Origin of the sequence: Actinoplanes missouriensis 431 (genome assembly GCF_000284295.1) — a bacterium.
GTDB classification, from domain to species: domain Bacteria; phylum Actinomycetota; class Actinomycetes; order Mycobacteriales; family Micromonosporaceae; genus Actinoplanes; species Actinoplanes missouriensis.
This window is the reverse complement of sequence record NC_017093.1, coordinates 5,609,646-5,635,936: the sequence shown is the minus strand read 5'-3', so window position 1 is coordinate 5,635,936 and position 26,291 is coordinate 5,609,646. Positions and strand designations below refer to the sequence as shown.

Here is a 26,291-nt window from a genome sequence, read left to right as displayed (position 1 = left end):
GCCCCCGGTGATCTTCCCGGGGGCCTGTGATCCTAGCGCCGGCGACCGAAGCCCCCCGCCGGGGCCTCGCCCGCGGTCACCGTGGCGACCGTGCCGGCCGAGCCGAGCGACCCGGAGGCGGCCAGCCCGCCGATGCTGTCCCCGCTCGCGGTCCCGCCGACGGAGACCGTGTACTTCTCGCCGGACGTGATCGCCGGCGACGAGTAGACGATGTTCTGCACAGCCTTACTGGTCACGTAGGAGGCGACGACCGTACCCGCGCTGTCGGTGATCTGAATGGTCGTGCCGGCCGCGACCGCGTCGTCCAGGGTGGCGGACAGCCAGCCCTGCGCCGAGTCGGTACCGGGCGTGACCACCATGCCGGCGCTGCCGGCCGCGAGCAGGACACCGCCGCTGATCGTGAAGCTGCCGTTGACGTCGAGCGCGCCGTTGCCGTTGCCCTGCGGCCCGTTCACCACCACGGTCCCGCCGGTGATCGCGGCGGTGCCGTTGGAGTCGAGCCCGTCGCCCTCGGCGTCGATCACCAGGGTGCCACCGTTGATGGTGACGGAGAAGTCGCCGACGGTCTCGCCGCCGCCCGGCCCGCCGCCGAAGCCCTGGTCGGGCGTGGAGGTGCCCCCGGCGCCGTTGATGCCGTCGTCGCTGGAGACCACGTGCACATCGCCCGCGTTCAGCACGAACTCCGCCGCCTCCAGGCCCTCGACGGCCGCCGTGACCTCGAGGCTGCCGCCGTCGATCACCTGCGCGCCCTCCGCGTGCACCCCGTCGTCGCCGCTCGCCACGCTGACCGTCGCGCCGGCGAAGTGGACCGCGCCGTCGCTGTGCACCGCGTCGTCGGCGGCGTCGACCGTGGCCGTGCCACCCTCGAGGACCGTGATGACGCCGGACTTGAGCCCCTTCGCCGAGGCGTCGCCGGCCACCTGCGCGGTGTGCCCGCCGCCGGAGCTGATCGTGATCGCCCCGTCGGTGACCACGATGTCGGTGGCCGCGTCCACGCCGTCGCCGCCCGCGGTCACCGTGAGCGTGCCCGACGAGATCGCGACATAGCCGGAGTCGGCGTCGGTGTCGTTGTCGGCCTTGATCCCGTCGCCGCCCGCCTCGACCGTGATCGTCCCGCCGCCGACCACCACGTAGTCCTTGCCGCGGATGCCGTCGTCCTTCGCGGTCACGGTGATGGTCCCGGACCGGATCAGCAGCCCGTCCTTGCTCGCGATCGCGTCGTTGCCGTTGCCGGTCACGGTGAGCGCGCCGCTGCCGGTGATCGTCAGGTCACCGGCGCTGAACAGGGCAGCGTTCACGTCGGCGTCCTCGGCGTAGGTGGAAGTGTCGGCGAGCGTGTTGGTGCTGCCGCCGGCAAGCTCGATCACCAGTTGCTCGGCCTCGGTGGCGGCGATCGCGGCGGTGGTCGAGCTGGTGATCGAGGCGTTGTCGAGGATCAGCGTGACGGTGGCGTCCGGGGCGTTCACCACGATCTGCCCGTCCGTCAGGGAGCCCGATATCCGATATGTGCCCGCGGCCGTGATCGTCACGGTGGAGCCGTCGATCGTGACACCGGAGGCCGTGGACGAAGCCGACGATCCGGAGAGGCTGATCTCGGAGGCTGAGCCGGCCGAAGCGGCGGTGTGCACGGCCTTGTTCGCCGCGAGCACCACCGCGGCGCCCTGCGTGCCGTCCACCGTGGACGCCACCACGGCGGCGGTGGTGCCGGTCGTGTCCGCCGCGGCGGAGGACGACGAGGAGTTCGAACAACCGGCCATCATGGCGGCGGCCAGCACGGCCGAGCTCACCGCGGCGACGATCTTCTTACGCAGGCGCATGGGGAACCCCTCAGGAGGTGAAGTGACGTCGCAGGACGCCGTGCCACTTGTTGGCGGGCAGATCGGGACGCAGGGCGGCGAGGCCGGTGGCGTACTTGGAGATGCGGCACGGGCGGTGCCCGAGCGACCGGAGCAGGCGGTCGACGTCCGAGGCGGCGCGCGCCGATTTCGTCTCCACCACGACCGAGTCCGGCATCCGGGTGGTCGAGCCGTCCGGGAGCTGCCAGGCCAGGTCACTGTCGAGGGTCACCCGGCTGCCGGTCTCCGGGACGTAGAGCGTGGTCCGCCGGTAGTAGGTGGCCATCACCGCGTGGAAGTCCAGCCCTTCGGCGGGGATCCCGGCGTCGGCGAGCACGGTGTGCGCGTACCGGTGGCCGGCCGGGCCGAGACGGGACCCGTCACCCTCGTACGGAATGCGCTCCTTGACCGTGACCCCCCGCGCGCCGCGCGTCTTCACCTCGACGAAGTCGAGTCCGGTGTCCAAATAGGTGCGGATGCGTACCTTGAAGCGCCGCCGGCGCCCGTGCGCCGCCGCGAGATAGCTGTCCAGGCCGGCGGTGTCGAAGTAGACCGACCGGTAGCCGAACGAGCGCTGCCCGCCGATCTCCAGCATCCGCACCGAGGACGGCATCCGGTTGAGCAGTTCCGGCAGCCCGGCCGCCGGGAGCAGGTACTTGCGGTCCAGGCGGGTGAGCAGCGCCGCCTCGCCGACCAGCTCGTCCAGGGAGATCGGGGCGAAGGCGATCATGCGGCGTTCACCCGCTGACGCAGTCCCGGCTCCTGCGGCGCGCGGCCGGCCGCCGGCGCCACATACCGGACGTCGACGAGCGTGCTGTCGTTGACCATGTCGACCTGGCGCACCACCATGCTCGTCACCCGGCCGCCGAGCAGCGTCTCCAGGTGCGTGCGCAGCGCGTCCTCGTCGGTGTACGCGACGTCGAGCCGCAGTTGCTGATTGCGGTACCGCCGGAACAGCGCCGGGTGATCACCGATCCAGAGCCCCACGATGATCAGCAGCATCAGGCCGGCGGTGGTCGAGTCCGGCGTGCCGCCGAGTCCCGCGATCAGGCCCAGGCCGAGCGCCGCGAAGTAGTACGCGATCTCGTGCTGGGAGATCTCGTCGGACCGCAGCCGGATGATCGACAGGACACCGAAGAGACCCAGGCCGAGGCCGGCGCCGACGGTCGTCGAACCGAGCACGATCGCGACCGCGAGGACGCCGATGTTGATGCCGAGGAAGGCGGTCACCAGGTCGCGCCGGCGATGCCGGGGGAAATAGACGCCGAACGTCAGGAGGGCGATCGCGGCGAGGTCCACCGCGGCGGCTAGCAACGTGGTCACAGTCTGTCCTTCAGGCTCTGTTCATCGGGTGTTCCCCATTGCGCACCAGAGAGCTGTAGGGACCCTGTGAGGGGCGTAAGGCGTTGGTGAAAGGTGTTCTTAGGCAACCCTTAGGTTCGCCCTGACCACCTCTTATCCGGTCCGGTCAGGGTTGGCGCATGACCACCACCGCCGTACCCGGAAATGCTCGAAGCGCTGCCCATCGCCGGCCTCGCGCCGCGCCGCGATGGTGGAAGGACGCCGGTGGCGTCGCCGCCGGGCTGAGCCTGCTGATCGTGACCGCGCTCTGGGTCAGCAACGGCGGGGTGCGGGAGATCACCGGTGGTGGCTCCGCCGCGATCACCGCGGTCGCCCGGCTCGCCGGTCTCTGGGCCTCCGACCTGCTGCTGATCCAGGTGCTGCTGATGGCCCGGATCCCGATGGTGGAGCGCGCGTTCGGGCAGGACCGGCTCGCCCGCTGGCACCGGTGGACCGGTTTCACGTCGTTCTGGTTGATGCTGGCGCACATCGTCACGGTCACCATCGGGTACGCGGCCGGCACCACGAACGTTGTCACCCAGTTCTGGGACCTGGTACGGACGTACCCCGGCATGCTGCTCGCCGCTGCCGGGACGCTGCTGCTCCTGCTGGTGGTCGCCACCTCGATCCGTAAGGCGCGCCGCAGGCTGCGGTACGAGTCCTGGCACCTCCTGCACCTCTACGCCTACCTCGGCGTCGGGCTGGCCCTGCCGCACCAGATCTGGACCGGCTCCGACTTCACCGGCTCGGCGCTCGCCCGCGCGTACTGGTGGACGCTGTACGCGGTGGCGCTCGTCGCCGTCGTCGTCCACCGCCTCGGCGTGCCGGCCTGGCGCAACTGGTGGCACCGCCTGGTGGTCACCCGGGTCGTGCCGGAGGGGCCCGGTCTGACCTCGGTCTACCTGACCGGCGAGAACCTGACCGGCCTGACGGTGCGGGCCGGGCAGTTCTTCCACTGGCGGTTCCTGGACGGGCCCGGCTGGACCCGGTCGAACCCCTTCTCGCTCTCGGCCGCACCGCAGCCGGACTCGTTGCGGATCACCGTGAAGAACTCCGGGGACGGCAGCGGGCGGATCGCCTCCCTGAAGCCCGGCACCCGGGTGCTGGTCGAGGGGCCGTACGGGAAGCTGACCGGGGAGTCCTACTCCGGCGGGCCGGTCGTGCTGATGGCCTGCGGGATCGGGATCACGCCCCTGTTGTCGCTGCTCGGGGAGCTGCCGTACCGCAGTGGCGAGGCGACGCTCATCTACCGGGCCCGCAGCGAGGAGGACCTGGCGTTCCGCGGCGAGCTGGAGTGGTTCGCGGCGCAGCGCGGGGTGCGGGTCGTCCCGCTGACCGGGCGCCGGGCGGACCGCGACTCGTGGCTGCCGGCGAACCTGGCCGGCCAGCCGGACGCCGCCGTGCTGCGGCAGGTGGCGCCGCAGGTCGCGGCCGCGCACGTCTACATCTGCGGGCCGGAGCAGTGGGCCGGGACGGCACGGGCGGCGGCGGTCGAGGCGGGGGTCAAGCCGGCTCGCGTGCACACCGAGCTCTTCAGCTGGTAGAACAGGGAATTCGAGGAAAAATGCGACGTATCACTCTGTGGCTTCTGTCGACCGTGGCGGCTCTCGTGCTGCTGTTCAGCTATCGGACCAGCACCGGCGCGTCCATCACCCCCGAGGTGGTGGCCGTCGGGACGGCGGCGCCGGCCGGGGACACCTACGCCGGCGACGTCGTGCAGACGCAGGAGGGCGACGTCCAGGTGACCATCACGGTCACCGACGGGAAGATCACCGCGGTCACGGTGCCGGTCCACCCGAGCGGCAGCTCCCGGCACGACGAGATCAGCGCCCGGGCCATCCCGGTGCTCGTGCAGGAGACCCTGGACGCGCAGAGCGCCGACATCGACTCCGTCTCCGGCGCCACGTTCACCAGCGGCGGATACAAGGAGTCGCTGCAATCCGCGCTCGACGCGGCCCAGCTGTGAGAACTGTCGTACCCGGCTGGCAGGGTGGAGGGCATGCGGATCCTGGTGGTCGAGGACGATGCGGCGGTGCGTGACTCGCTGGCGCGGACCCTGCGCTTCGAGGGTTACCAGGTGGAGAGCGCCGGTGACGGCCATGCCGCGCTCGACGCGGTCCGTGCCGGCGAGCCCGACGCGGTGATCCTCGACGTGAACATGCCGGGCATGGACGGCTTGGAGGCGTGCCGGCGGATGCGCGCCGACGGGGTGGTGCTGCCGGTCCTCATGCTCACCGCCCGCGACACGGTCGGTGACCGGGTGGCCGGCCTCGACGCGGGCGCCGACGACTACCTGGTGAAACCGTTCGCCCTGCAGGAGTTGCTCGCCCGCATCCGAGCGCTGCTGCGCCGGTCCGCGCTGACCGCCCCGGCCGCGGCCGCCGAGCCGGACGATCTGCTCGCCTTCGCCGACATCCGGCTCGACCCGCGCACCCGCGAGGTGTGGCGCGGTGCCCGCGCGCTGCGCCTGACCCGCACCGAGTTCACCATCCTGGAGGCGTTCCTCCGTCATCCCCGGCAGGTGCTGTCCCGGGCCGCGCTCTTCGAGCAGGTCTGGGGTTACGACTTCGGCGAGCAGTCCAACAGCCTGCATGTCTACCTGGGCTATCTGCGCCGCAAGCTGGAGGCCGACGGCGAGACCCGGCTGCTGCACACGGTCCGGGGCGTGGGTTTCGTGCTGAGGGAGGAGCCCCTGTGACCCTCTGGTGGCGTGAGCGCACCCTGCACGCCCGGCTCGCCCTGCTGGTGGCCGGCGCGGTGGCCGCCGCCGTCCTGGTCGTCTCGGCCGGCGCCTGGTTCACCGTGCGGGAGATCCAGCAGGACAAGGTCGCCGCCGAGCTGGCGTCGGACGCGAGCACGATCGCGGCGAACCCGGCGTACTGGCTGGCGATGGAGGGCAAGCGGGAGGCCTCGGGTTACCGGCACGGCAAGGAGATCGGCCCCTGCTGGCAGATCATCGACGCGTCCGGCACGGTCGTCGGCGGCACCGCCACCCCGCTGCCGGTCACCGACGCGGCCGTCGCGGTCGCCGCCGGCAGCAGCGAGCCGGTCCGGGAGGAGGTGACCCTCGGCCCCGGGGAGTACCTCATGTTCACCAAGCCGCTGCCCGGCGGCGGAGCGGTCCAGGTGGCCCTCGACAGGCGCCCCGACGACCGCGTCCTGATGACGTTCGCCCTGCTCCTCGCGGTGGGCTGCGCGGCCGGCATCGGTGGCGCCGCCCTGCTCGGCCGCACCGTCTCGCGCGCCGGCCTGGCCCCGGTCGACCGTCTCACCGGTGCCGTCGAGGACGTCGCCGTCACGATGGACCTTTCCCGGTGGGCACAGGCCCGCCCGATCGAGGTGGCCGGCAACGACGAGATAGCCCGCCTCGGCCGCTCGGTCAACACGATGCTCTCCACGCTCGACGCGTCCCGCCGCGCCCAGCGAGCCCTGGTCGAGGACGCCGGCCACGAGCTGCGCACCCCGCTGACCAGCATCCGGACGAACGTCGAGCTCCTGCTCACCGTGGAGCGCAACCCCGAGCTGGCCCACCGCCTCACCACCGAGGACCGCACCAGCCTCCTCGAGGATCTGGACGCCCAGGTCCGCGAGCTGGCCACGCTCACCACCGAGCTGGTCGAGCTCTCCCGCGAGGAGGCCAGCCGCGAGGCCGTCGAGCCGCTGGACCTGGCCGAGGTGGTCACCGCCGCGGTCAGCCGCGTCCAGCTGCGCGCCCCCGCCCTGACCTTCGACACCGCCCTCACCCCGGCAACCGTCCTCGGTCGCCCCGGCGAGCTGGAGCGCATGGTCGTCAACGTCCTCGACAACGCCGCGAAATGGAGCCCACCCGCGGGCAAGGTCCAGGTCCGCCTCATCCCCGACGGCCCCGGCGCCTGCCTGCTCACGGTCACCGACACCGGCCCCGGCATAGCCGACGAGGACCGCCCCCACGTCTTCGACCGCTTCTATCGATCAGCCGCCGCCCGCGCCATGCCAGGCTCGGGCCTGGGCTTGGCGATAGTGGCCCAAACCGCCACAAATCACGGCGGCACAGTGCAGGCCCTCCCCAACAGCCCCACCGGGACGATCCTGACGATCCGCCTTCCCGGGACCCCTGCGTGAGGCCTTTCCGGGTACGCCGCGCGCCGTTCCCCCCACGGCCGACCGGTCCCCTGACACGCCACCCCTGACGCCCCTTCCGCCGGCGCATCCCGCCGCCGGCCCCGGCCACCCGTCCCGCTCACCCCAGGTCGCCGCCCGAGAGGGCGAGCCCCAAGCCTGAGCCGTAGCCCACGCAGGTCCGTGGGCGTTTCACCGCGCCCGAGCGACGGTCAATGCCACTCAGCTCAGGTTGATCATCTCGGTGACGTGCTGCTTCGCCCACCCGGGCGGAGCGCCTGGACCGTTACATCGACCGGCCACGCCGCAGTCGTGTGGCCCGGCCCGAGACGCCGTGGCACCACCGGTGACGGCGGTGACGGCGGTGACGGCGGTGACGGCGGCCTGGATCAGGCCACGCAACCCCGGCGCCGCATGGACAAGGCCACACACAACGCCGGCACCGCGGGGACGAGGTCACACGCAGCGCGGGCGCCGCATGGACAAGGCCACACGCAACGCCGGCGCCGCGGGGATCAGGTCACACGCAACGCTTGCGTGGCGATCCATCAACGGCAGGGCAGGGATGGAAGCACACGAACCGTTTCCGTGCGACCCCATCGCGGCCGGCATGAACATCGGTGCGCCGCCCCCGCACCGTGAGCCGCCACCCCCGCGCGAGGCCCGGGCCCGCGACATGATCGTGGACCCGCCCGTGAGCCGCTACCCGCGCACGAGCCCACAGTGAGCCGCTACCCGCGCACGAGCCCACCGTGAGCCGCGCGGTCGTTCACCGCCCGAGATGGAGATCAACTGAGGCTGGCGGTGCCGAGCCGTAGTCGGCGCAGGTCCTCGGCGCGTTGTTACCGGTCCGGGCTACGGCTGGCGCATGCGAGCCGTAGGTGGGGCAGGTTATCGCCGCGTCGGGCATGCCTGGGCTACGGCTCGCTCGGCTGCGGGCGCTGCCTGCCCTCCGCGGGGTGAGCGGAACGCCGACGGGTCGCGTCAGTGCGAGAGGGCTCTTCAAGCAGCATCGTCAACAATTGCCGCGTTGCCCGCTCGCGCCTATGGCCGGCGCGGGCTTCCGGACCGGGGCGCGTGATCGGATCACTGTGGACCGTGGGCTGGGCATGCTCGCCGCCGCCGCGATCGGCGCCGCGGCGACGACGCCCGGCAGCGACGCCCGGCAGCGACGCCCGGCAGCGACGCCCGGCGGCGACGCCCGGCGGCGACGCCCGGCGGCGACGCCCGGCAACGTGGCCGCCGACATGGCCCATCGCTTGCCGACAGCCCTGCGTTTGGAGCACCCCTCCGGCTGGGTCGGCGTCACGCCCGCCCCGCGATCCGGCCACCCGCCGGCTCTCGACCGGGTGCGGACCGGCACCACCTGACGGCTGAGCGCCGGCTCCCGACCGGACCCGGGCCCCGGCCGGATCGCTGTCACGACCGGGACATCCGGGTGGGGCGGGCACCGGCCGTTCGGCGGGTTCCGGGCCCGCTCCGCCCCTCCGAGGACCACGGGGCGGAGGCGTTGCGGTTCTATACCTCTGTCACAACTTTCGCCATCGCTTCCGGTGGGCAGCAGCAGAGAGGCAACACACGTGGCCGACGAGACCATCGCGATCATCGGGGCCGGCATCGTCGGCCTGGCGATCGGGCGGGAGATCACCCTGCGCCGGCCGGGCGCCCGTGTCGTGCTCCTGGAGAAGGAGGCGGAGGTCGCCCAGCATCAGACCGGCCACAACTCGGGGGTCGTGCATGCCGGGATCTACTACACGCCGGGCAGCCTGAAGGCGGAGCTCTGCACCCGGGGCCGGCTGCTGCTGCGGGAGTACTGCGCGGAGCGGGGGATCGCGTACGACGAGTGCGGCAAGCTGGTCGTGGCGGTGCGCGCGGACGAGCTGGGCCGGTTGGACAACCTGGAGAAGCGGGCGCGGGAGAACGGCGTACCCGGTCTGCGGCGGGTCGACCCGGCCGGGATCCGCGAGATCGAGCCGCATGCGGCCGGTCTGGCCGCGCTGCATTCGCCGGAGACGGCGATCACCGACTTCCCGGGTGTGGCCAGGGCGTTCGCGGCGGACATCGGGGCGGCCGGGGGAGAGGTGCGCACCGGCTTCGCGGTGGACCGGCTCACCCCGCAGGGGGCGCGCATCGAGATCGCCGCGGGGGAGCGGCGGCTGCTCGCCGACCGGGTGATCGTCTGCGCCGGCATCCAGTCGGACAGGGTGGCGAAGCTGGCCGGCGACGCGCCCGGCCCGCGGATCATCCCGTTCCGCGGGGAGTACATGCGGGTCAAGCCGGCCAAGGCGGACCTGGTGCGGGGCATGATCTATCCGGTTCCGGATCCGCGCTACCCGTTCCTGGGGGTGCATTTCACCCGGCGCGTGACGGGTGTGGTGGAGGTGGGGCCGAACGCGGTGCTCGCCACGGCGAAGGAGGGCTACCGCCGTACCCAGGTGAATGTTTTTGATCTGGCCGGGATCGCGGCGTGGCCGGGGACGTGGAGGATGGCGCGGCAGCACTGGCGGACCGGGGTGAAGGAGGTCCTCGGGTCGCTGTCCCAGCGGCGTTACATGGCCGAGGCGATGCGGTACGTGCCGGAGATCGGCGCGGCCGACGTCGAGCGTGCCGGGGCGGGGGTGCGCGCGCAGGCGCTGGACCGCGACGGCAGCCTGGTCGACGACTTCCGGATCCACCGGCTGGGTCCCGTGACGGCCGTGCGCAATGCCCCGTCACCCGCGGCGACGTCCTCACTGGCGATCGCCGAGCACGTGGTCGGACAGATCTTCGAGTAGGAGATGAGTACGTGGTGGGACAGATCTTCGAGTAGGGAGATGAGCACGGGGTGGGACAGGTCGTCGAGTAAAGAAATGCCCGGCCCCGAAGGGCCGGGCATCCCCACGAAGGGCGGTCAGCGGTACTGGAACCGGCCCACCAGATCGTTCAGGTCCCCGGCGAGAGCTGCCAGCTCCGCGGCCGCCTGCTGACCCGACGCCACGGCGGCCCGGCTCTGCTCGGCCGCGCTCGACACGTGGCTCACGTTCGACGCGATCTCCGCGCTGCCGGCCGCGGCGGTCGCCACGTTGCGGTTCATCTCCGCGGTCGTCGCGGTCTGTTCCTCGACGGCGGCCGAGATGGTGGTCTGGAACTGGTTGATCCGCTCGATCACCTCGCCGATCCGGGTGATCGCGGCGACCGCGCTCTCGGTGTCGGCCTGGATCGCCTGGACCCGCTGGGAGATGTCCTCGGTGGCCTTCGCGGTCTCCTGGGCGAGCTCCTTGACCTCCCCGGCCACCACGGCGAAGCCCTTGCCGGACTCGCCGGCGCGGGCCGCCTCGATCGTCGCGTTCAGAGCCAGCAGGTTGGTCTGCTCGGCGATCGAGGTGATCACCTTGACCACCGCGCCGATCTCCTGCGAGCTGGCGCCGAGCTTGCTCACCGTCTCGGTGGTCTCGGAGACCACGGAGACCGCTTCGAGGGTGACCCCGGCGCTGGCCGCGGCGCTCTGCGCGATCTCCTGGATGGCCATCGCCATCTCGTCGGCGCCGGTCGCGACGGTCCGCAGGTTGCGGGAGACCTCCTCGGCCGAGGCGTTCGCCGAACCGGCCCGCTCGGAGACCGACTGCGAGCCGGCGACGGTCTGGTCGTTGACCCGGTTCAGCTCGCCCGTGCTCGCGGCGAGCATCTCGGCGCTGTGCGCCAGCGCGCCGACGGTCTCCCGGACGCTCTCGGTGGCCCGGTTGACCGAGCGCGCCATCGCGCCGATCTCGTCGGAGCCGGTGGCCGGGATGGTCCGGGTCAGGTCGCCGGTCGCGACCGCCTCCATCGCCTCGGCGACGGGCTGCAGGCGGCGGGTGATCGAGCGGGCGACGAGCATCGCGAAGCCGATGCCGAGCACCAGCGCGGCGGCGAGGCTGAGCAGCACGTCGCGGTTGGCGGCCTGGTAGGCGGAGTGCGCCTTGTCGGCCGCTTCCGCCGCGCTCGCGCCCTCCTCGATCACCAGGTCGTCGACCGACGCCGACATGCCGGTGATGACCTCGTCGAAGTCGATGCCGGAGTCCTTGCCGGCCTGAGCCGCGGCCATCGCCGTGTTGAACTGCTCCCAGTAGCCGGTGAACGCGGTCAGCGTGGTGGCGGCCGCCGTGGTCTTGGGCTGCGCGGTGTACTCGGCCAGTGCCTCGTCGAGCTCCTGCACCGCCGCGGCCTGGCCCTTGCCGGCGGCGGCCCGGTCGGCAGCCGACGTGCCGGCCGAGACCAGCGACGTGGAGTAGTGGTTGATGTCGGACTGCGCGCCACGGATGTGGCCGAGCAGCGTGAGGTTCTGCACGTGGATGTTCCGCATCTCGTTCATGCGGTCGTCCATCTCGCTCATCCGGACGGTCGCGAACGACGTGGCCGCGGTCATCATGACCGCCACCAGCACCACCGCGGCGAGAATCTTGGTCCTGACCCGGAGGTTCGTGAACCACCGGGCCAGGGCGGAATCAGGGGACATGTCCCCCTTATCGTCAGACAGATTCCGATGTTGAGGCCAACCGGCGACGGGCGGCCGGGACCACCAGCGGGGTGCCGGTCTCCGGGTCGTCGATCACCCGGCAGGGCAGGCCGAAGACCTCCTCGACCAGATCCGCGGTGAGCACGTCGGCGGGACTGCCGGACTTCGCGACCTTGCCGCCCCGCATGGCGATCAGGTGGGTGGCGTACCGGGCGGCGTGGTTCAGGTCGTGCAGCACCGCCACCAGGGTCCGGCCCTGGGTCTCGTGCAGCTCGGCGCAGAGGTCGAGCACCTCGATCTGGTGCGCGATGTCCAGGTACGTGGTCGGCTCGTCGAGCAGCAGCAGCGGCGTCTGCTGGGCGAGCGCCATGGCGAGCCAGACCCGCTGGCGCTGGCCGCCGGAGAGCTCGTCGACGTTGCGGTCGGCCAGGTCGGCGACCCCGGTCGCGGTCATCGACTCGGTCACCACCTGCTCGTCCGCGGTCGACCAGCGGCGCAGCAGGCTCTGGTGCGGGTACCGGCCGCGGGCCACCAGCTCGGAGACGGTGATGCCGTCCGGCGCGGTCGACGACTGCGGCAGCAGGCCGAGCGTCTTGGCGACCTGGCGGGTGGGCTGGGACTGCAGGTCCTGCCCGTCCAGCAGCACGGTCCCGGCGGCCGGCTTGAGCAGCCGCGCGAGGGCCCGCAGCAGCGTGGACTTGCCGCACGCGTTCGGGCCGATGATCACGGTGAACGAGTCGTCCGGGATGTCGACGCTCAGCTGCTCGGCGATGACTCGCTTGTCGTAGGCCAGAGTCATTCCGGTACCGCTGAGGCGACTCATCTCTTCTCTCCTGTGTTCGTCATGTCGATCAGATCCGGCCTGCTCGGCGTTCCATGGTGAGCAGCCAGACGAGGTAGGCGCCGCCGACGATGCCGGTCACCACGCCCACCGGGAGCGCCCGGGGAGCGTGCTGCGCGAGCCAGTCCGCGCCGACCAGCAGCAGCGCGCCCATGGCGAGGGACGGGATCAGGTTCGGCCCGGGCGCCCGGGTGAGTTTCTTCGCCAGGTGCGGCGCGATGAGCGCGACGAAGGCGACGGGTCCGGCCGCTGCCGCGGCACACGCCACCAGCAGGGCGGCCACGAAGAGAGCAGACGTACGAAGAACCTTCACCGGTACGCCCAGAGCCGCTGCCGCGTCGTCGCCCATCTCCAGGATCTTGAGGCCGGGACCGCATGCCAGCAGCAGGATCGGCAGCGTCACGGCGAGCACACCGAGCAGCGGCCCGGCCTGCTCCCAGTCCCGGCCGTCCAGGCTGCCGGTGAGCCAGAGCAGGGCGCGCGCGTTCTCCATCTGCACACCACGGGTCAGCAGGTATCCGCTGATGCCGGTGAAGATGGCGGACAGGCCGATGCCGACCAGGATGAACCGGAAGCCGTGCAGGCCGTGCTTGCCGCCGATCAGCTGGATGAGCAGGGCCGCGCCGAGACCACCGGCGACCGCCGCGAGCGACAGCTGGGTGCTGCTGCCGCCGAGGATCACCACGACCAGCGCGGCGGTGCTCGCGCCGTTCGTGACGCCGAGGACGTCCGGACTGCCGAGCGGGTTGCGGACCAGCGACTGGAAGACCGCGCCGCCGGCCGCGAGGGCCATGCCGACCAGGATCGCGGTGATCAGCCGGGGCAGGCGCAGCTCGTTGACGATGAAGTCCTGGGCGGCGGTGCCCTGGCCGAACAGGGTTTTCACCACGTCAGCGGGCGCGATCGGGAACTCGCCGGTGCCCAGCGTGATCACGCTGATCGCGGCGGTGAGCAGCACGGCGACCACGCCGACCACGACGGCGCGCGGGCGGACCCCCACGCGGTTGCCGGTCGGGGTGGCCGGCTTCTCGATTACGGCGGTGGTCATCGGGCGGCTCGCACGAGGTAGAGGAAGAGGGGACCGCCGAGGACGGCGGTGACCGTGCCGACCTGGAGCTCGCCGGGGCTGCCGAGGATCCGGCCCAGCACGTCCGAGCCGAGCAGGAGCACCGGCGCGAGCACCGCGGTGTACGGCAGCAGCCAGCGCAGGTCCGGCCCGGTGAACGGGCGGACCATGTGCGGGACGAGCAGCCCGACGAAGACGATCGGGCCGCAGGCGGCGGTGGCGCCGCCGCAGAGCAGGGTGACCGCGATGATGACGGCGGTGCGGATCACCGCGGGCCGGGCGCCGAGCGCGCGGGCCGCGTCGTCACCGAGCGACAGCGCGTTCAGCGGGCGGGCCGCCAGCAGCGCCACCACCAGGCCGGCCGCGAAGAACGGCAGCAGCCGGGTCACTGTGGCGAAGTCGGCGCTGGCCAGCGAGCCGGCCGTCCAGAACTTGACCTTCTCGATCGCCTGCGAGTCGGAGAGCAGCGCGGCGCTCACATAGGAGTAGAGCGTCGCGTTGAGGGCGGCGCCCGCGAGAGCGAGCCGGGCCGGGGTCGCCGAGCGTCCACCACCGACCGCGTAGACCATGGCGGTGACGGCCGCGGCGCCGGCCAGGGCGAACCAGATGTAGCCGTAGAACGAGCCGATGCCGAGGAACACGGCGGCCGAGGCGACACCGGCCGACGCGCCGGCGTTGATGCCGAGCAGGCCGGGGTCGGCGAGCGGGTTGCGGGTCAGCGCCTGCATGATCGCGCCGGCCAGGCCGAGCGCCATCCCGACCATCAGGCCGAGCAGGGTACGCGGGAGCCGCATCTCGTGGACGATCCGGTAGTACTCCGACGCCGGGTCGGTGAGTCCGGCCCAGACCTCGCCGATGCTGAGGAACCGGGCGCCGAACCCGATGCTGAGCACCAGGACCAGGGCCAGGAGGGCGAACGAGATCAGCAGGCCGGCGAGCCGGACCGAGGCACGTCTGGCCGCGGGCGCGGCCGCTGCCGGAGCCGTGGTGCGAACCCCCTGATCCGTGGGGGTGTCATAGGTGGACAGTTGATGCTCCCGTCACGCTTCGGCGGATCCTGTTGACGCGCGTTCGGTTCGTTAGGTTAGCCTAACCATTCACGCGGTCGAGTGACCGGTCGTACCCATGAGAAAGACTTGAAGATGTCGTACTCGAACCTTTCTTTGTCCCGTCGTGGCCTGCTGGCCGCCGGCGGCGCCGCCGGTCTCGGCGCGCTGCTCAGCGCGTGCGGCAGCAACGAGGAGACCGGGTCCTCCTCCTCCGCCGCCTCCGCCCCCGCCGCGGCCGCCGGTCCCTGGTCGTTCACCGACGACCAGCCCAAGGACCTGAAGGCCGACAAGACCCCCAGCAAGATCGTCGCGTTCACCGGCACCGCCGCCGCGCTGGTCGACCTGGGCCTCCAGGACAAGATCGTCGGCGTGTTCGGTGAGACCAAGAAGGCCGACGGCACCGCCGAGGACCAGGCCGGCGACCTCGACATCAGCAAGGTCGAGATCATCGGTAACGCCTGGGGCGAGTTCTCCGTCGAGAAGTACGCGGCGCTCAGCCCCGAGCTGCTGATCACCCACATGTTCGACCCGGGCGCGTACTGGTACATCCCGGACGAGAGCAAGGACAAGATCCTCGGCCTCGCCCCGACCGCCACGATCACCGTCGGCCGCGTCCCGCTGACCAAGCCGATCGAGCGGTACGCCGCGCTTGCCGCCTCCCTCGGCGCCGACCTCAACGCCCCGAAGGTCGCCGAGGCCAAGGCCCGATTCGAGAAGGCCGCCGCCGACCTCTCCGCCGCCGCCAAGGCGAGCGGTGGCATCAAGGTGCTCGCCGGCTCCGGCGCGGCCGACATCTTCTACGTGTCGAACCCCAAGGTGTCGTCCGACATCATGTACTTCAAGGAGCTCGGCGTCGACATCATCGTCCCGGAGAAGACCGACGGCGGTGACTACTACGAGTCGCTGAGCTGGGAGAACGCCGACAAGTACCACGCGGACATCATCTTCCTGGACTCGCGGACCGGCACCCTGCAGCCCAAGGACCTGGCGTCGAAGCCGGCCTGGAACGCGCTGCCCGCCGTCAAGGCGAACCAGGTCTTCCCGTGGCAGGCCGTCCCGATCTACTCCTGGAACGGCGCGGCCCCGCTGCTCGAGGCGCTCACCGCCGCGATCAAGAAGTCGAAGAAGCTCGCCTGATTCTCCTCGGTGAATCCCCGTCGCCTCCGCGGTGGCGGGGATTCGCCCTCTGGGAAGCGAAGTGTTGCGTTGAACCGTGTTCTCACCTCCCTTCTAGCCCTCACTCTCACCGCCGGCGCGCTGGCCGCCTGCGGATCCTCCGATGACGAGACCGCCACACCGGATGCCGGATCGTCCGGGGCCGCCGCGGGGGCGTTCCCGGTGACGGTCACCCACAAGCTCGGCACCACCACCCTGGAGAAGTCGCCCGAGCGCATCGTCGCGCTCTCCGACGCCGACATCGACGCGCTGCTGCTGCTCGGCATCCAGCCGGTCGGGATCGCCCAGTCGGTCGCCGAGGGCGGCATCAACCCGTGGGCCAAGCCGAAGATCACCGGCACGCCCGTGCAGCTGGTCATGGGCGAGACCGGGGTCGACCCGGAGGAGGTCGCCAAGCTCAACCCGGACCTGGTGCTGGCCGGTGGCGACTACTACATCGACCAGGAGTACAAGGCGCTGTCGCCGCTCGTGCCGACCACCGCGTACGAGACCGGGCCGTTCGAGGACCCGTGGCAGACCACCCTGCGCCAGGTCGCCAAGCTCGTCGGCAAGGTGGACCAGGGCGAGCAGATCATCACCGACGTCCAGGCCAAGGTGGACGGGGTGAAGACACAACACCCGGCCCTGGCGGGCAAGACCTTCACCATCTCCCAGGTGTTCGAAGCCGGCACGATCGGTGTGCTGCGGTCCGGCTCCGACGTCACGGTCAAGGCCTTCAACGACCTCGGGATGAAGCTGGCGCCCGCCGTCGCGGCGCTGCCCGGCGACGAGTTCGCGGTCACGCTCAGCCTCGAGAAGATCGCCACGATCGACGCCGACGTGATGCTGATCTACTACACCGAGCCGCAGCTGAAGACCGCCCTCGAGGCGAACACGCTGTTCAAGAACCTGCCGGCGGTCAAGGGCGGTAAGTACATCGCGCTCGGCGCCGACGAGTTCATGGCGCTGCGCAACCCGAGCCCGCTGTCGGTGCCGTACTTCATCGACAACACCGTCCCGGCCGTCGCCAAGGCGGCCGGAGCCTGATGTGACAGCCGGGGCACTCACCCGCACCGGGCGAGGATCCCGGCTCACCGCTCTCGCCGGGCTGCTGCTTCTCGCCGGCGTCGCGGTGCTGCTCAGCCTCGGGCTCGGCGCGCAGACCCTGCACCCGTCCGACGTGTGGCAGGCGCTCGTCCACCCGGACGGCTCGGACGCCACCGCCGTGGTGCGGGAGCTGCGCGGGCCCCGTACCCTGTTGGGGGTCTTGGTGGGGTTGGCCCTCGGCGCGGCCGGTGCGCTGATGCAGGGGCACACGCGCAACCCGATCGCCGACCCCGGCCTGCTCGGCGTCTCGGCGGGCGCCTCCTTCGCCGTCGTCGTCGCCATCGCTTTCCTGGGCATAACCCACTTCCAGGGGTACGTGTATTTCGCGTTCGCTGGTTCGCTGGGAGCGAGCGTGCTCGTCTTCGCCCTCGGCAGAGCCGGCGCGGGCGGCCCGACCCCGGTGACCCTCGCGCTGGCCGGCATGGCGCTCAGCGCGCTGCTCGCCTCGTTCACCTCCTCGATCCTGATCAGTGACCCGGAGACGCTGTCGGTGTTCCGGTTCTGGGTGGTCGGCTCGCTCGCCGGGCGTGACTGGGCGACGGCCTGGGCGGTGCTGCCGTTCATCGCCGCCGGACTCGTGGTCGCGGCCGTCAACGCCCCGGCCCTGAACGCCCTCGGGCTCGGCGAGGACGTGGCCCGCGCGCTCGGGCAGAACGTCGCCGCCGCCCGTACCGTCGGGGTCGCGGCCATCGTGCTCCTGGCCGGCGCCGCCACCGCCGCGGCGGGACCCCTCGCGTTCGCCGGCCTGATCGTCCCGCACATCGCACGCCTGATCACCGGGCCTGACCACCGCTGGCTGATCCCGTTCTCGGCGCTGCTCGGCGTGAGCCTGATCCTGGTCGCGGACGTGGTGGGGCGGCTCATCGCGAGCCCGGCGGAGTTGCAGACCGGGATCGTGCTGGCGTTCGTGGGTGCGCCGTTCTTCATCTGGCTGGTCCGGCGGATCCGGATGGTGCGGTTGTGAGTTCGCTGCTTCTTCCCGGCCGGCGCGTGCTCCGGGCCGGGCCGGTCTCGGCGTCGGTGCCGATCCGGACCGTCGCCGTCACGCTGCTGGCGCTGGTCGCCACCGTCGCGGCCGGGGTCGCCGCGGTCGGGCACGGCGACTTCCCGATCAGCCCGGAGACCGTCTGGCAGGTCGCCACCGGCGGCGGCACCCGCATCGAACGGCACATCCTGCTCAACCTGCGACTGCCGCGGGTGCTCTGCGGCCTGCTCGCCGGCGCCGCCCTCGCGGTCGCCGGAGCGCTCACCCAGACGTTCGCCCGCAACCCCCTGGCCAGCCCGGACGTCCTCGGCGTCACGTTCGGCGCGTCCGCCGGGGCGGTCACCGCGATCGTGCTCGGCATCGGTGCCGTCCCGTTCGCCGCGCTCGGCGGGGCGCTGCTCAGCGCGGCCGGCATCTACCTGCTCGCCTGGAAGCAGGGCATCGACGGCTATCGCCTGGTGCTGATCGGGCTCGGCGCCGGACAGCTGCTCGCCGCGGTCACCTCCTGGCTGCTGCTCCGCGCCGACCAGACCGACCTGACCCGGGCGAGCATCTGGCTGACCGGCTCGCTCGCCGGTCGTGACTGGTCACAGGTCCGGCCGCTCGCCCTTGCCCTGCTCGTGCTGCTGCCGGCGGCGCTCGCCACCGGCCTGGCGCTGCGGGTGCTGCAGTTCGGCGACGACACGGCGCGGGGATTGGGATTACGGCTGCCGAGCGCCCAGCTCGCCGTGGTGGTGGTCGCGGCCGCGCTAGCCGCCGCGGCGGTGGCGGCCGCCGGGCCGATCGAGTTCGTCGCGTTCGTGGTGCCGCAGATAGCGTTGCGGCTCTGCGGCGGGAGCCGGCCGCCGCTCGTCGCGTCGGCGGTGCTCGGTGCGCTGCTCGTGGTGGGGTGCGACCTGCTGGCGCGGATCGTGGTGGCGCCGGCGGAGTTGCCGGTCGGGCTGGTCACGGCGATCGTGGGGACGCCGTACTTGTTGTGGTTGTTGGTGCGAGGCTCGCGGAGGATCAGCGCGTGAACGGGAGGCTTCGCGGGGCGAACCTCGACCTGTCATACGGCGATGTCCAAGTCACGAAAAATCTGGACATACCCGTGGCGGATGGTCGGATCTCGGTGATCATCGGGCCGAACGGCTGCGGGAAGTCGACGGTGCTGCGCGCCCTCGGCCGCCTGCTGCGACCCGGCGGGGGAGAGGTCCTCCTCGACGGCCGCCGCATCGACCGGACGCCCACCCGCGACGTGGCCCGCGTCCTCGGCGTCCTGCCGCAGTCCCCGGCCGCCCCCGACGGACTCACCGTCGCCGACCTGGTGATGCGCGGCCGCCATCCGCACCAGTCGTGGTTCCGCCAGTGGTCCGGCGACGACGAGAGCCTGGTAGCCGACGCGCTGCGCTGGACCGGCATGCTGGAGTACGCCTCCCGCCCGGTCGACGCCCTCTCCGGCGGCCAGCGCCAGCGCGCCTGGATCAGCATGGCGCTCGCCCAGGGCACCGACCTGCTGCTGCTCGACGAGCCGACCACGTTCCTCGACCTCGCCCACCAGATCGACGTCCTCGACCTGATCCGCCGCCTGCACCGGGAGAAGGGGCGCACGGTCGTGATGGTCCTGCATGATCTGTCACTGGCCGCCCGATATGCCGACGTCCTGATAGCGATGAAGGACGGCCGGATCGTCGCCTCGGGCGCGCCGGAGGAGGTGCTGACCCCCGAACTGCTGGACGAGGTCTTCGGCCTCCACGCGATGGTCGTCCCCGATCCGGCCACGGGCACTCCACTGGTGGTCCCCATCCCCCGGACCACCTGACCGAGCCCGCTATCTGGCCCCGCCCAGCCCCGCCTCCCGCGCCCGGACGATCACCTGCGACCGGTCGGCCACCCGCAGCTTCGCCAGGATCGCGGACAGGTAGTTGCGCACCGTCTTGTCGCTGAGGGACAACCGCCGCGCCACCGCCAGGTTGTCCAGCCCGCGCGCCACCAGATCCAGCACGTCCAGTTCCCGCGACGTCAGTTCCGGGAACGGCGACCCGCCCACCCGCGCCCCGGTCAGGAACCCGAGCGCCCGCTGCGCGACCGGCCCGGACAGGATCACGTCACCGTTCGCGACCGCGTGCACGGCTCGTTCCAGTTCCTCCGGGGACGCGTTCTTCAGCAGGTAGCCCCGCGCCCCGGCCCGCATCGCCGCGAACACCGAGTCGTCGTCGTCCAGCATGGTCAGCACCAGCACCCGGGCGCCCGGATCGCGGCGCAGCAGGTCGGCGGTCGCGTCCACCCCGGAGTCGCCGCCGAGGTGCAGGTCCATCAGCACCACGTCGGGCCGGGTCGCCGCCACCACCTCGAGGGCGGCCGCGTGCCCGGCGGCCTCACCGGCCACCTCCAGGCCGTTCAGGGAGAGGATCAGCGAGCGTACGCCCATCCGGAACATCGGATGATCATCAACGATCACCACCCGGAGACTCATCGGGGCAGCACCACCCGGACGACGGTCCCGGTCCGCACCAGCGTCCGGGCACCCGAACCGGCCGGCGACGAGCCGCGGGACACCGGCCCGGCGGTCAGCGTCCCGCCCAGCTCCTCCGCCCGCTCCCGCATCGACCGCAACCCCACGCCCGGCTCGGCGTCCTCCGCGATGCCCCGCCCGTCGTCCACGATCTCCAGAACCACGCCCGACGCGTCCACCGCCACACCGACCCGGACCGCCGACGCCCCCGCATGCCGCCGCGCGTTGACGAGCGCCTCCGCCGCGATCCCGTACAGCCCGGCCGCCACCTCCGGCGTCAACCCCGCCACCTCTCCGGTGATCTCCGCACGGACGGCCGGGTCCGGTTCGGGCCCGCTGAGCCGTTCGGCGAGCTCGGTCAGCGCCACCCCGAGCCCGTGCCGTTCCAGCGAGGGCGGCAGCAGCGCCCGCGCCAGGGTCCGCACGTCCTCCGCGCTGCGATCCAGTTCGACGCGCAGAAGGTCCAGCGTCTCCGCGGCCTCGGCGGTCCGCCCGGCATCGACGAGGTTGCGCGCGCCCTGCACGGTGAGTCCGATTCCGACCAGGGTGGGCCCGAGCCGATCGTGGAGTTCCCGGCGCAGCAGCCGGCGTTCCTCGACGCGCGCCGCGGTGGTCCGGGCGCGGGCCGACGCGAGCTCGCCGGTGCGCACGGCCAGCTGCGCGACCGCGGCCACCGGTCCGGCCAGCATTCCCAGATCCTTCCGGGTACGGTCATCCAGCCGCTCCCCGGGCGCCCCGGTGACGGTGAGCCGTCCCGCCGGAACCCCACCGAGACTGAGCCCCACCGTCAGCGCGGGCCCGCCGGACACCCCGATCTCCTGCACGACCTCGCCGGTTTCGAGCCGCACCGAGTGCAGCCGCAGCGACTCCCGGATCGCCTCCAGCGCGCCCGCCACCGGGCCCGCCGCGTCCGTCCCGATCCGCTGGGCGAGCCGCTCCGCCGCGGCTCCCGGGCGTGCGGACGGTCCCCGTACCAGATGGTCGATCCTGGTTTGAAGCCATGCCCGGGCCGGGAAGACGGCCACCGCCAGGACGCCCGCCGCGACCGCGCCCGCGGTGCCTCCGGGCAGCGGCGCGAGCAGCACGACGGCCTGCGTGATCAGCACGTAGGCGGTGATCGCCCCGGCCGTCAGCAGCGACCAGACAAGCGTCCGGCTGACCGCCACGTCGACACCCCAGAGCCGCTGCCGGAGCACCACGGCGAGGATCGCGGCCGGGAAGAACGCCTGCGCGGTCAGCTGCAGCACCGGGGTGACCGACGCGTACGTGATCGACTGAGCCATCTCCATCGGCAGCGCCATCGGCACGAAGGAGAGCGCCATCAGCGCCGACCCCACGGTCAGCCAGCCGAGGCCGCGCCGCCGCTCGCCGGGCAGCCGCCGCCATCGCCGGGCCGCGTCCGCAGTGGTGAGGAGTCCGAGAACGACCACCACGCTCATCTGCACGGCAAGGGTCTCGTCGAGGATGTCGCTCCACCGCTGGCTCACCGCGCGGCACGCCCGCATCGCGGTGAGCACGGCGCTGCAGACCACCCCGGTGGCGACCGCGATCCGGGCGTGCGGCGGGAGCGGGTCGTCGCGGACCAGCCACGGCAGCACCGTGATCAGCGCGAGCGTGCCCGGCACCCAGGCCGTCCCGACCAGGTCGGGGAGCAGCTCCGGGACCCGCTGCCCGATCGCCGCGAGCCCGCCGCCGATCGCGGCCAGCCCGGCGAGCGCGCCGACCGCCCGGGCGCCGCGGCTGAGCAGCAGGTACGCCAGGAGGCCGTAGACCACGGCGACGGTCAGGTCGGTGAGGTAGAACCACTCGGTCCACGCCTCGTCGGCCCGCGAGAACGGGAGCAGGACGACGGCCGTGACCGCGGTGAGGAGCGCGACGGCGGCGACCGGAGCCGCCGCCGTCCGATGTATCGCTGTCGGCACGCGGCCACTATGTCAGCCGGTGACGCCCTGGCCAGTCAGGTGCGAGACAGTGGACGGGTTCGCGGCCCGGCGGAACGCGAACGCGGCGCCCGCCACGATCAGCCAGAGCCCGCCGAGATAGCCGCTGAGGTACTGCTGCGGGAACACGTTGACCGCCACCATCAGCACGCTGACCACCGCGCTGACCCAGCCCAGCCAGCGCGGCGCGGCGCCGTGCCGCAGCGCCGCCACGGTGATCGCGCCGGTGGTCAGCAGCAGCCCGGTCCAGACCCACGGGAGCGTGTCCATCAGTCGCTGCAGGGTCATCGCGATGTCCGGGTCGGCCGGGTTGTACGCGTGGATCACCTGGAAATACACCTCGGTGACCGGGCCGGAGCCGACCAGGCTGAGCGCCGCGACGAGCAGCGTGCCCCAGCCGGCCAGCTCGGGGAGCAGGCTCCCGGCCGGCGACTGGGCGGCCAGCCAGCGCCGCAGCCCGGCGCCGAAGATCGCGGCGCCCAGCCCGGCGAGGACCATCAGGGGCAGGAACGCCGCGATGATCAGCCGGCGGTCGTAGGTCTCGGCGTACATGAGCGCCGCGTCGGCGTACACCCGCTCCTCGCTGAACATCGCCAGGCCGGACTCGAGCACCAGGGCGCCGAAGCCGGCGCAGCCGGCGAGAAGGCCGGTGATCGCCCAGCCGCGGCCGGTCGTGTGGGTCATGCGGAACTCCTTCGTCGCGTCGCTGTCGCCGCAACGGTGTCCCGCCCGCCGTCCCGGGTTCCACGGGCTGCGGTCCCGAGAACCAAGGATCCGACCTCTAGGGACGTTCCCGCTTGGGCAGCCCCGCCACCACCATCTCGTAGGACGCGTCCACGGCCTCCAGGATCTCCTCGTCCGGGATGGCCCCGCCGAAGCGCAGCGAGTTCCATCCGTGCCGGCCGATGTAGGCGGTCGCGGACGCGTCCTGCGGGTACCGCGCCAGCCACTCGTCGGCGGCGTCGCGTCCCGTGCCGCATTTGAGGCCGACGCTCGTCCCGTGCGCGACGTCGCCGAGGAAAGCGAAGATCTTGCTTCCGACCTTCACCACGACGTCGCCCTCCCAGGGCTCGTCCTGCCAGGCGCCGGGCTTGGCGAGACAGTGGCTCAACAGCTCAGATCCGGTCATGGGATCGGCTTATCACACCCATGCGCCTCCATATAGATGGTACGTTCTTTGCAAATCGGACAAAAACTACTTTACGGTCTACGCCATGTCCAGTGATCGCCCGATCTTCGTCGTCGGCTGCCCCCGCTCCGGCACCACGATGCTTCAGCTGATGCTGCACGCCCATCCGCGGATCGCGCTGCCGCCGGAGAACCGCTTCCTGCTCCCCGGTTACGAGCGCCGCCACGAGTACGGCGATCTCAGCAGCCCGGAGCAGCGGCGCGCCCTCGCCGAGTGGATCGTCGCGTCCCCGCACTTCGGCGACCTGGGCCTGTCCGGCGAGGCGGTGGTCGAGGCCGTCGTCGCGGCCCCGCCCACCCTCGGCTCCGCCTTCGGGACGATCTTCCAGATGTACGCGCAGCGCTTCGGTAAACCGCGCTGGGGCGACAAGCGGCCCTCGTACCTGCGGAATCTTCCCGTGATTCTGCGGCTCTTCCCGGACGCCCAGATCATCAACATCGTGCGCGACGGCCGGGACTGCGTGGCGTCGCTCAAGGAGACGCCCTGGGGCCCGGCCGACTTCGGCAAGCTCGTCGACACCTGGGCGCGGTCCGCGGACGCCTCGGTGCGCGCCTCCCGGGAGTACCCGTCCGACGTCTACCAGCAGGTCCGCTACGAGGACCTGGTCGCCGATCCGGAGCCGCACCTGCGGGCGATCTGCACGTTCCTCGGCGAGGACTACGACCCGGCGATGGCCCGCCCGTCCGAGGTGGCCCCGGTGGCGGTGCCGGAGTACAAGACCTGGCACTCGCTCACCCACTCCGCGGTGACCACGGCCCGGGTGGCGAGCTGGCAGCACCGGCTCACGGTGGACGAGATCGACAGGTGCGAGGCGGTCTTCGGCGATCGGCTCCGGCACTTCGGGTACCAGCTGGCCACGACGGCGAACCCGACGCCCCGGGCCCGCGCGACCCGCACCTGGCTGGCGGTCCGCGACCGGCTCGGCCCGGCCCGGCTGCGCGCCGACGACGTCCGGGGACGCCTGCGCACCCGCCGGCGGGGTCCGGCCCTGCCCGCCCGCCTGACCGCGGCCGAGCAGTCCCGCACCCGCTGACCCCGCGCAGCGGGCCCGCCCTCCGGTCCGGTAGGTGCCTGTGGATTCCGGGCGCGCTGTTGCGCACCCGGAATCCACACCTCCGGGCGCCGGGCCCTTACCCCCGGCGCCCGGAGCGTCCTACGCGCGGATCCGGTTCCGCAGCAGCGCGCCCGACTCGGTGAGCGAGCCGGTCCCGGCGAACGAGCCGGCGTTGCACGTGCCCGGACGGAACGCGGCGCTGCCCTCGCTCGCGTCCGAGTAGGTCCAGTTCGCGTACGAGATCTTCAACCGGTCCAGCAGGTCGAACCAGGCGTTGGTGCTGGCCACGTCGACCGCGCCGTCCCCGGTGTAGCTGACCGTGCCGAACTCGGTGACGAACAGCGGGATCGACGCGGCGGCCCGCTCCACCTCGGCGCGGTAGTTCGCCTGGTGCGACGCCGCGTAGAAGTGGAACGCGTACATCACGTTCGACGCGTTCACCGGGTTGCTGATGATCTCCGACGACGACCCGCCCTCGGAGACGCCCAGCGACGACCAGCCCCGGCTGCCGACGACCACGACCGCGTCCGGGTCGTTCGCCCGGATGATCGGGATGACCTGCTCGGCGTAGCTCGTGATCTGCGCCCAGCTCACGCCGTTCGGCTCGTTGGCGATCTCGTAGATCACGTTCTTCTTGGACGCGTGCCGCGCGGACACCTCGCGGAAGAACGTCTTGGCCCGCTCCAGGTTGAAGTTCGGGTCACCCGGCGTGAGGATGTGGAAGTCGACGAGCGCGTAGAGGCCGCGCGCCGTGGCCTTCTCGACCAGGTTGTTGACCTGCGCCGTGAACCCGCTCGGGTTGGTCTCGTAACCGCCCTCCTGGACGTACATGGAGATCCGGAAGAGGTCGGCGTTCCAATCGTTCGCGAGGACGTCGAGCGAGGCGTCGGTGTAGCAGCTGGGGAACCACTGCAGGCCGTGCGTGCTCATGCCCTTGAGCTGGACCGCGCTGCCGCTCTCGTTGCACAGCTTGGTGCCGCAGACGCGCAGCTGCCCGTTGACCCCGACCGGGGTGCCCGAGGTGGGCGTGCTGGGCGAGGCGCTGGGGGAGGCGCTCGCGCCGGGTGATGAGGCGGCGGGTGACGAGGGTGTTGTCACACCGGTGCACGCCTTCCCGTTGACGAGGCAGCTCGTGGGGCGCCCGGACCCGTTGGCGATGAAGCCGAAACTGGTCGAGGCCCCGGCCGCGATCGTCGCGTTCCAGCCGGCCGGCGTGAAGGTCACGGTGTTCCCGGCCGAGCTGATCGTAGCGTTCCAGGCCTGGCCCACGGTGGTTCCGGCCGGTAACGTCAGCTCGACCTTCCAGGTGCTGATCGCCGACGACGTGTCGTTGCCGACCGTCACCTGACCTTGGTAACCGTTGTTCCAGGAGTTCGTGACGGTGAACGTCGCGGTCTCCGCGCCGGCCGGCAGCGCGAAGAACGCGGTGGCCGTCGCGGCGGCCACGGCGAGCGCCGCGGCCAGGAGGACTTTCGGTCTGCGTTTCATGACAAGTCGGGTCACGGCAACACCTCGGGGATGGGGTGGGGATAAACCGCTGGGAGCGCTCCCAGGGAGCTCCGACTCTAACCCGAGCATCGAGGCGTGTAAAACCGGTGATGCCCGGCCGCGGTGTGCGGCCGGGCATCACGAGGCGGTGGCCGGTGTGGACGGCTCGCTCAGC

At 72.0% G+C, this 26,291-nt stretch carries 24 protein-coding genes; 12 read left to right on the top strand and 12 right to left on the bottom strand.

Features of this window, described 5'->3' with window-relative positions; genetic code table 11:
* Window positions 1–32: 32 nt before the first annotated feature.
* The 3 genes from AMIS_RS26080 to AMIS_RS26070 are packed head-to-tail and all read right to left on the bottom strand — an operon-like array spanning window position 33 to window position 3,158.
* Window positions 33–1,817: a carbohydrate-binding domain-containing protein gene (locus tag AMIS_RS26080; protein ID WP_014445413.1), complete on the bottom strand. Its 1,785-nt coding sequence runs from the start codon at window positions 1,815–1,817 to the stop codon at window positions 33–35.
* 10 nt (window positions 1,818–1,827) lie between these two features.
* Window positions 1,828–2,565, bottom strand: a complete 738-nt coding sequence (locus AMIS_RS26075) for a polyphosphate polymerase domain-containing protein (protein WP_014445412.1) — start codon at window positions 2,563–2,565, stop codon at window positions 1,828–1,830.
* Window positions 2,562–3,158, bottom strand: a complete 597-nt coding sequence (locus AMIS_RS26070) for a DUF4956 domain-containing protein (protein ID WP_014445411.1) — start codon at window positions 3,156–3,158, stop codon at window positions 2,562–2,564. Before AMIS_RS26070 ends, AMIS_RS26075 begins: the two co-directional genes overlap by 4 nt.
* A 158-nt stretch (window positions 3,159–3,316) precedes the next feature.
* Between AMIS_RS26070 and AMIS_RS26065 the strand changes: the two genes are divergently transcribed.
* From AMIS_RS26065 to lhgO, 6 genes are all read left to right on the top strand, one after another.
* Window positions 3,317–4,720: a ferredoxin reductase family protein gene (locus AMIS_RS26065; protein ID WP_041830069.1), complete on the top strand. Its 1,404-nt coding sequence runs from the start codon at window positions 3,317–3,319 to the stop codon at window positions 4,718–4,720.
* Between the two features lie 20 nt (window positions 4,721–4,740).
* A complete protein-coding gene (locus AMIS_RS26060) occupies window positions 4,741–5,142 on the top strand; it encodes an FMN-binding protein (RefSeq protein ID WP_014445409.1) in 402 nt (133 codons plus the stop codon).
* 33 nt (window positions 5,143–5,175) lie between these two features.
* Window positions 5,176–5,874: a response regulator transcription factor gene (locus AMIS_RS26055; protein ID WP_041830068.1), complete on the top strand. Its 699-nt coding sequence runs from the start codon at window positions 5,176–5,178 to the stop codon at window positions 5,872–5,874.
* A complete protein-coding gene (locus AMIS_RS26050) occupies window positions 5,871–7,277 on the top strand; it encodes a HAMP domain-containing sensor histidine kinase (RefSeq protein ID WP_014445407.1) in 1,407 nt (468 codons plus the stop codon). Before AMIS_RS26055 ends, AMIS_RS26050 begins: the two co-directional genes overlap by 4 nt.
* A gap of 1,088 nt (window positions 7,278–8,365) precedes the next feature.
* Window positions 8,366–8,644 carry a hypothetical protein gene (locus tag AMIS_RS26040; protein WP_157435072.1) on the top strand — a complete coding sequence of 93 codons (279 nt, stop codon included), beginning with the start codon at window positions 8,366–8,368 and terminating at the stop codon, window positions 8,642–8,644.
* 210 nt (window positions 8,645–8,854) lie between these two features.
* Entirely contained in the window at window positions 8,855–10,048 is a 1,194-nt protein-coding gene (lhgO, locus tag AMIS_RS26035; protein WP_014445404.1) for an L-2-hydroxyglutarate oxidase, read from the top strand.
* Window positions 10,049–10,164: 116 nt separating this feature from the next.
* Here the strand turns inward: lhgO and AMIS_RS26030 are convergent, their stop codons facing one another.
* The 4 genes from AMIS_RS26030 to AMIS_RS26015 are packed head-to-tail and all read right to left on the bottom strand — an operon-like array spanning window position 10,165 to window position 14,683.
* Window positions 10,165–11,748, bottom strand: coding sequence for a methyl-accepting chemotaxis protein (locus AMIS_RS26030; protein WP_014445403.1), 1,584 nt, complete (start codon window positions 11,746–11,748; stop codon window positions 10,165–10,167).
* A 13-nt stretch (window positions 11,749–11,761) separates the two neighbouring features.
* The gene (locus AMIS_RS26025; protein WP_014445402.1) at window positions 11,762–12,571 is read right to left on the bottom strand and encodes an ABC transporter ATP-binding protein; all 810 of its coding nucleotides are present in this window, start codon (window positions 12,569–12,571) and stop codon (window positions 11,762–11,764) included.
* Between the two features lie 28 nt (window positions 12,572–12,599).
* Complete coding sequence (locus AMIS_RS26020; protein ID WP_014445401.1) at window positions 12,600–13,637, bottom strand: FecCD family ABC transporter permease; 1,038 nt, start codon at window positions 13,635–13,637, stop codon at window positions 12,600–12,602.
* Complete coding sequence (locus tag AMIS_RS26015; protein ID WP_051042138.1) at window positions 13,634–14,683, bottom strand: FecCD family ABC transporter permease; 1,050 nt, start codon at window positions 14,681–14,683, stop codon at window positions 13,634–13,636. The genes AMIS_RS26020 and AMIS_RS26015 overlap by 4 nt, the downstream gene beginning before the upstream one ends.
* Window positions 14,684–14,797: 114 nt before the next feature.
* Here AMIS_RS26015 and AMIS_RS26010 point away from each other — a divergent pair, with 114 nt between their 5' ends.
* From AMIS_RS26010 to AMIS_RS25990, 5 genes are all read left to right on the top strand, one after another.
* On the top strand, window positions 14,798–15,841 hold the full coding sequence (locus tag AMIS_RS26010; protein ID WP_014445399.1) for an ABC transporter substrate-binding protein: 1,044 nt from the start codon (window positions 14,798–14,800) through the stop codon (window positions 15,839–15,841).
* Window positions 15,842–15,910: 69 nt separating this feature from the next.
* On the top strand, window positions 15,911–16,906 hold the full coding sequence (locus AMIS_RS26005; protein ID WP_014445398.1) for an iron-siderophore ABC transporter substrate-binding protein: 996 nt from the start codon (window positions 15,911–15,913) through the stop codon (window positions 16,904–16,906).
* Window position 16,907: 1 nt separating this feature from the next.
* The gene (locus AMIS_RS26000) at window positions 16,908–17,930 is read left to right on the top strand and encodes a FecCD family ABC transporter permease (RefSeq protein WP_014445397.1); all 1,023 of its coding nucleotides are present in this window, start codon (window positions 16,908–16,910) and stop codon (window positions 17,928–17,930) included.
* Window positions 17,927–18,967, top strand: a complete 1,041-nt coding sequence (locus AMIS_RS25995) for a FecCD family ABC transporter permease (RefSeq protein ID WP_014445396.1) — start codon at window positions 17,927–17,929, stop codon at window positions 18,965–18,967. Before AMIS_RS26000 ends, AMIS_RS25995 begins: the two co-directional genes overlap by 4 nt.
* Window positions 18,964–19,752 carry an ABC transporter ATP-binding protein gene (locus AMIS_RS25990; protein ID WP_014445395.1) on the top strand — a complete coding sequence of 263 codons (789 nt, stop codon included), beginning with the start codon at window positions 18,964–18,966 and terminating at the stop codon, window positions 19,750–19,752. Before AMIS_RS25995 ends, AMIS_RS25990 begins: the two co-directional genes overlap by 4 nt.
* A gap of 9 nt (window positions 19,753–19,761) precedes the next feature.
* Here the strand turns inward: AMIS_RS25990 and AMIS_RS25985 are convergent, their stop codons facing one another.
* From AMIS_RS25985 to AMIS_RS25970, 4 genes are all read right to left on the bottom strand, one after another.
* Window positions 19,762–20,406, bottom strand: coding sequence for a response regulator transcription factor (locus AMIS_RS25985; RefSeq protein WP_014445394.1), 645 nt, complete (start codon window positions 20,404–20,406; stop codon window positions 19,762–19,764).
* On the bottom strand, window positions 20,403–22,367 hold the full coding sequence (locus AMIS_RS25980) for a sensor histidine kinase (RefSeq protein ID WP_014445393.1): 1,965 nt from the start codon (window positions 22,365–22,367) through the stop codon (window positions 20,403–20,405). Before AMIS_RS25980 ends, AMIS_RS25985 begins: the two co-directional genes overlap by 4 nt.
* A gap of 12 nt (window positions 22,368–22,379) precedes the next feature.
* Window positions 22,380–23,069: a hypothetical protein gene (locus AMIS_RS25975; RefSeq protein WP_014445392.1), complete on the bottom strand. Its 690-nt coding sequence runs from the start codon at window positions 23,067–23,069 to the stop codon at window positions 22,380–22,382.
* 97 nt (window positions 23,070–23,166) lie between these two features.
* On the bottom strand, window positions 23,167–23,514 hold the full coding sequence (locus AMIS_RS25970; protein WP_014445391.1) for an MmcQ/YjbR family DNA-binding protein: 348 nt from the start codon (window positions 23,512–23,514) through the stop codon (window positions 23,167–23,169).
* Window positions 23,515–23,599: 85 nt separating this feature from the next.
* Here AMIS_RS25970 and AMIS_RS25965 point away from each other — a divergent pair, with 85 nt between their 5' ends.
* Complete coding sequence (locus AMIS_RS25965) at window positions 23,600–24,607, top strand: sulfotransferase family protein (protein WP_014445390.1); 1,008 nt, start codon at window positions 23,600–23,602, stop codon at window positions 24,605–24,607.
* A 120-nt stretch (window positions 24,608–24,727) separates the two neighbouring features.
* On the opposite strand, the gene AMIS_RS25960 is transcribed toward AMIS_RS25965, so the two are convergent.
* Window positions 24,728–26,116 carry a cellulase family glycosylhydrolase gene (locus AMIS_RS25960; RefSeq protein ID WP_014445389.1) on the bottom strand — a complete coding sequence of 463 codons (1,389 nt, stop codon included), beginning with the start codon at window positions 26,114–26,116 and terminating at the stop codon, window positions 24,728–24,730.
* Window positions 26,117–26,291: the final 175 nt, after the last annotated feature.

Excerpts from the sequence above, each read along its gene's own strand:
- AMIS_RS26080 (WP_014445413.1), bottom strand. The coding sequence starts at position 1,817 with ATGCGCCTGCGTAAGAAGATCGTCGCCGCGGTGAGCTCGGCCGTGCTG.
- AMIS_RS26030 (WP_014445403.1), bottom strand. The coding sequence starts at position 11,748 with ATGTCCCCTGATTCCGCCCTGGCCCGGTGGTTCACGAACCTCCGGGTC.
- AMIS_RS25960 (WP_014445389.1), bottom strand. The coding sequence starts at position 26,116 with ATGAAACGCAGACCGAAAGTCCTCCTGGCCGCGGCGCTCGCCGTGGCC.
- AMIS_RS25985 (WP_014445394.1), bottom strand. The coding sequence starts at position 20,406 with ATGAGTCTCCGGGTGGTGATCGTTGATGATCATCCGATGTTCCGGATG.
- AMIS_RS26020 (WP_014445401.1), bottom strand. The coding sequence starts at position 13,637 with ATGACCACCGCCGTAATCGAGAAGCCGGCCACCCCGACCGGCAACCGC.
- AMIS_RS26065 (WP_041830069.1), top strand. The coding sequence starts at position 3,317 with ATGACCACCACCGCCGTACCCGGAAATGCTCGAAGCGCTGCCCATCGC.
- AMIS_RS26025 (WP_014445402.1), bottom strand. The coding sequence starts at position 12,571 with ATGAGTCGCCTCAGCGGTACCGGAATGACTCTGGCCTACGACAAGCGA.
- AMIS_RS26055 (WP_041830068.1), top strand. The coding sequence starts at position 5,176 with ATGCGGATCCTGGTGGTCGAGGACGATGCGGCGGTGCGTGACTCGCTG.
- AMIS_RS25970 (WP_014445391.1), bottom strand. The coding sequence starts at position 23,514 with ATGACCGGATCTGAGCTGTTGAGCCACTGTCTCGCCAAGCCCGGCGCC.
- AMIS_RS25965 (WP_014445390.1), top strand. The coding sequence starts at position 23,600 with ATGTCCAGTGATCGCCCGATCTTCGTCGTCGGCTGCCCCCGCTCCGGC.
- AMIS_RS26060 (WP_014445409.1), top strand. The coding sequence starts at position 4,741 with ATGCGACGTATCACTCTGTGGCTTCTGTCGACCGTGGCGGCTCTCGTG.
- AMIS_RS26075 (WP_014445412.1), bottom strand. The coding sequence starts at position 2,565 with ATGATCGCCTTCGCCCCGATCTCCCTGGACGAGCTGGTCGGCGAGGCG.
- AMIS_RS26010 (WP_014445399.1), top strand. The coding sequence starts at position 14,798 with ATGTCGTACTCGAACCTTTCTTTGTCCCGTCGTGGCCTGCTGGCCGCC.
- AMIS_RS25975 (WP_014445392.1), bottom strand. The coding sequence starts at position 23,069 with ATGACCCACACGACCGGCCGCGGCTGGGCGATCACCGGCCTTCTCGCC.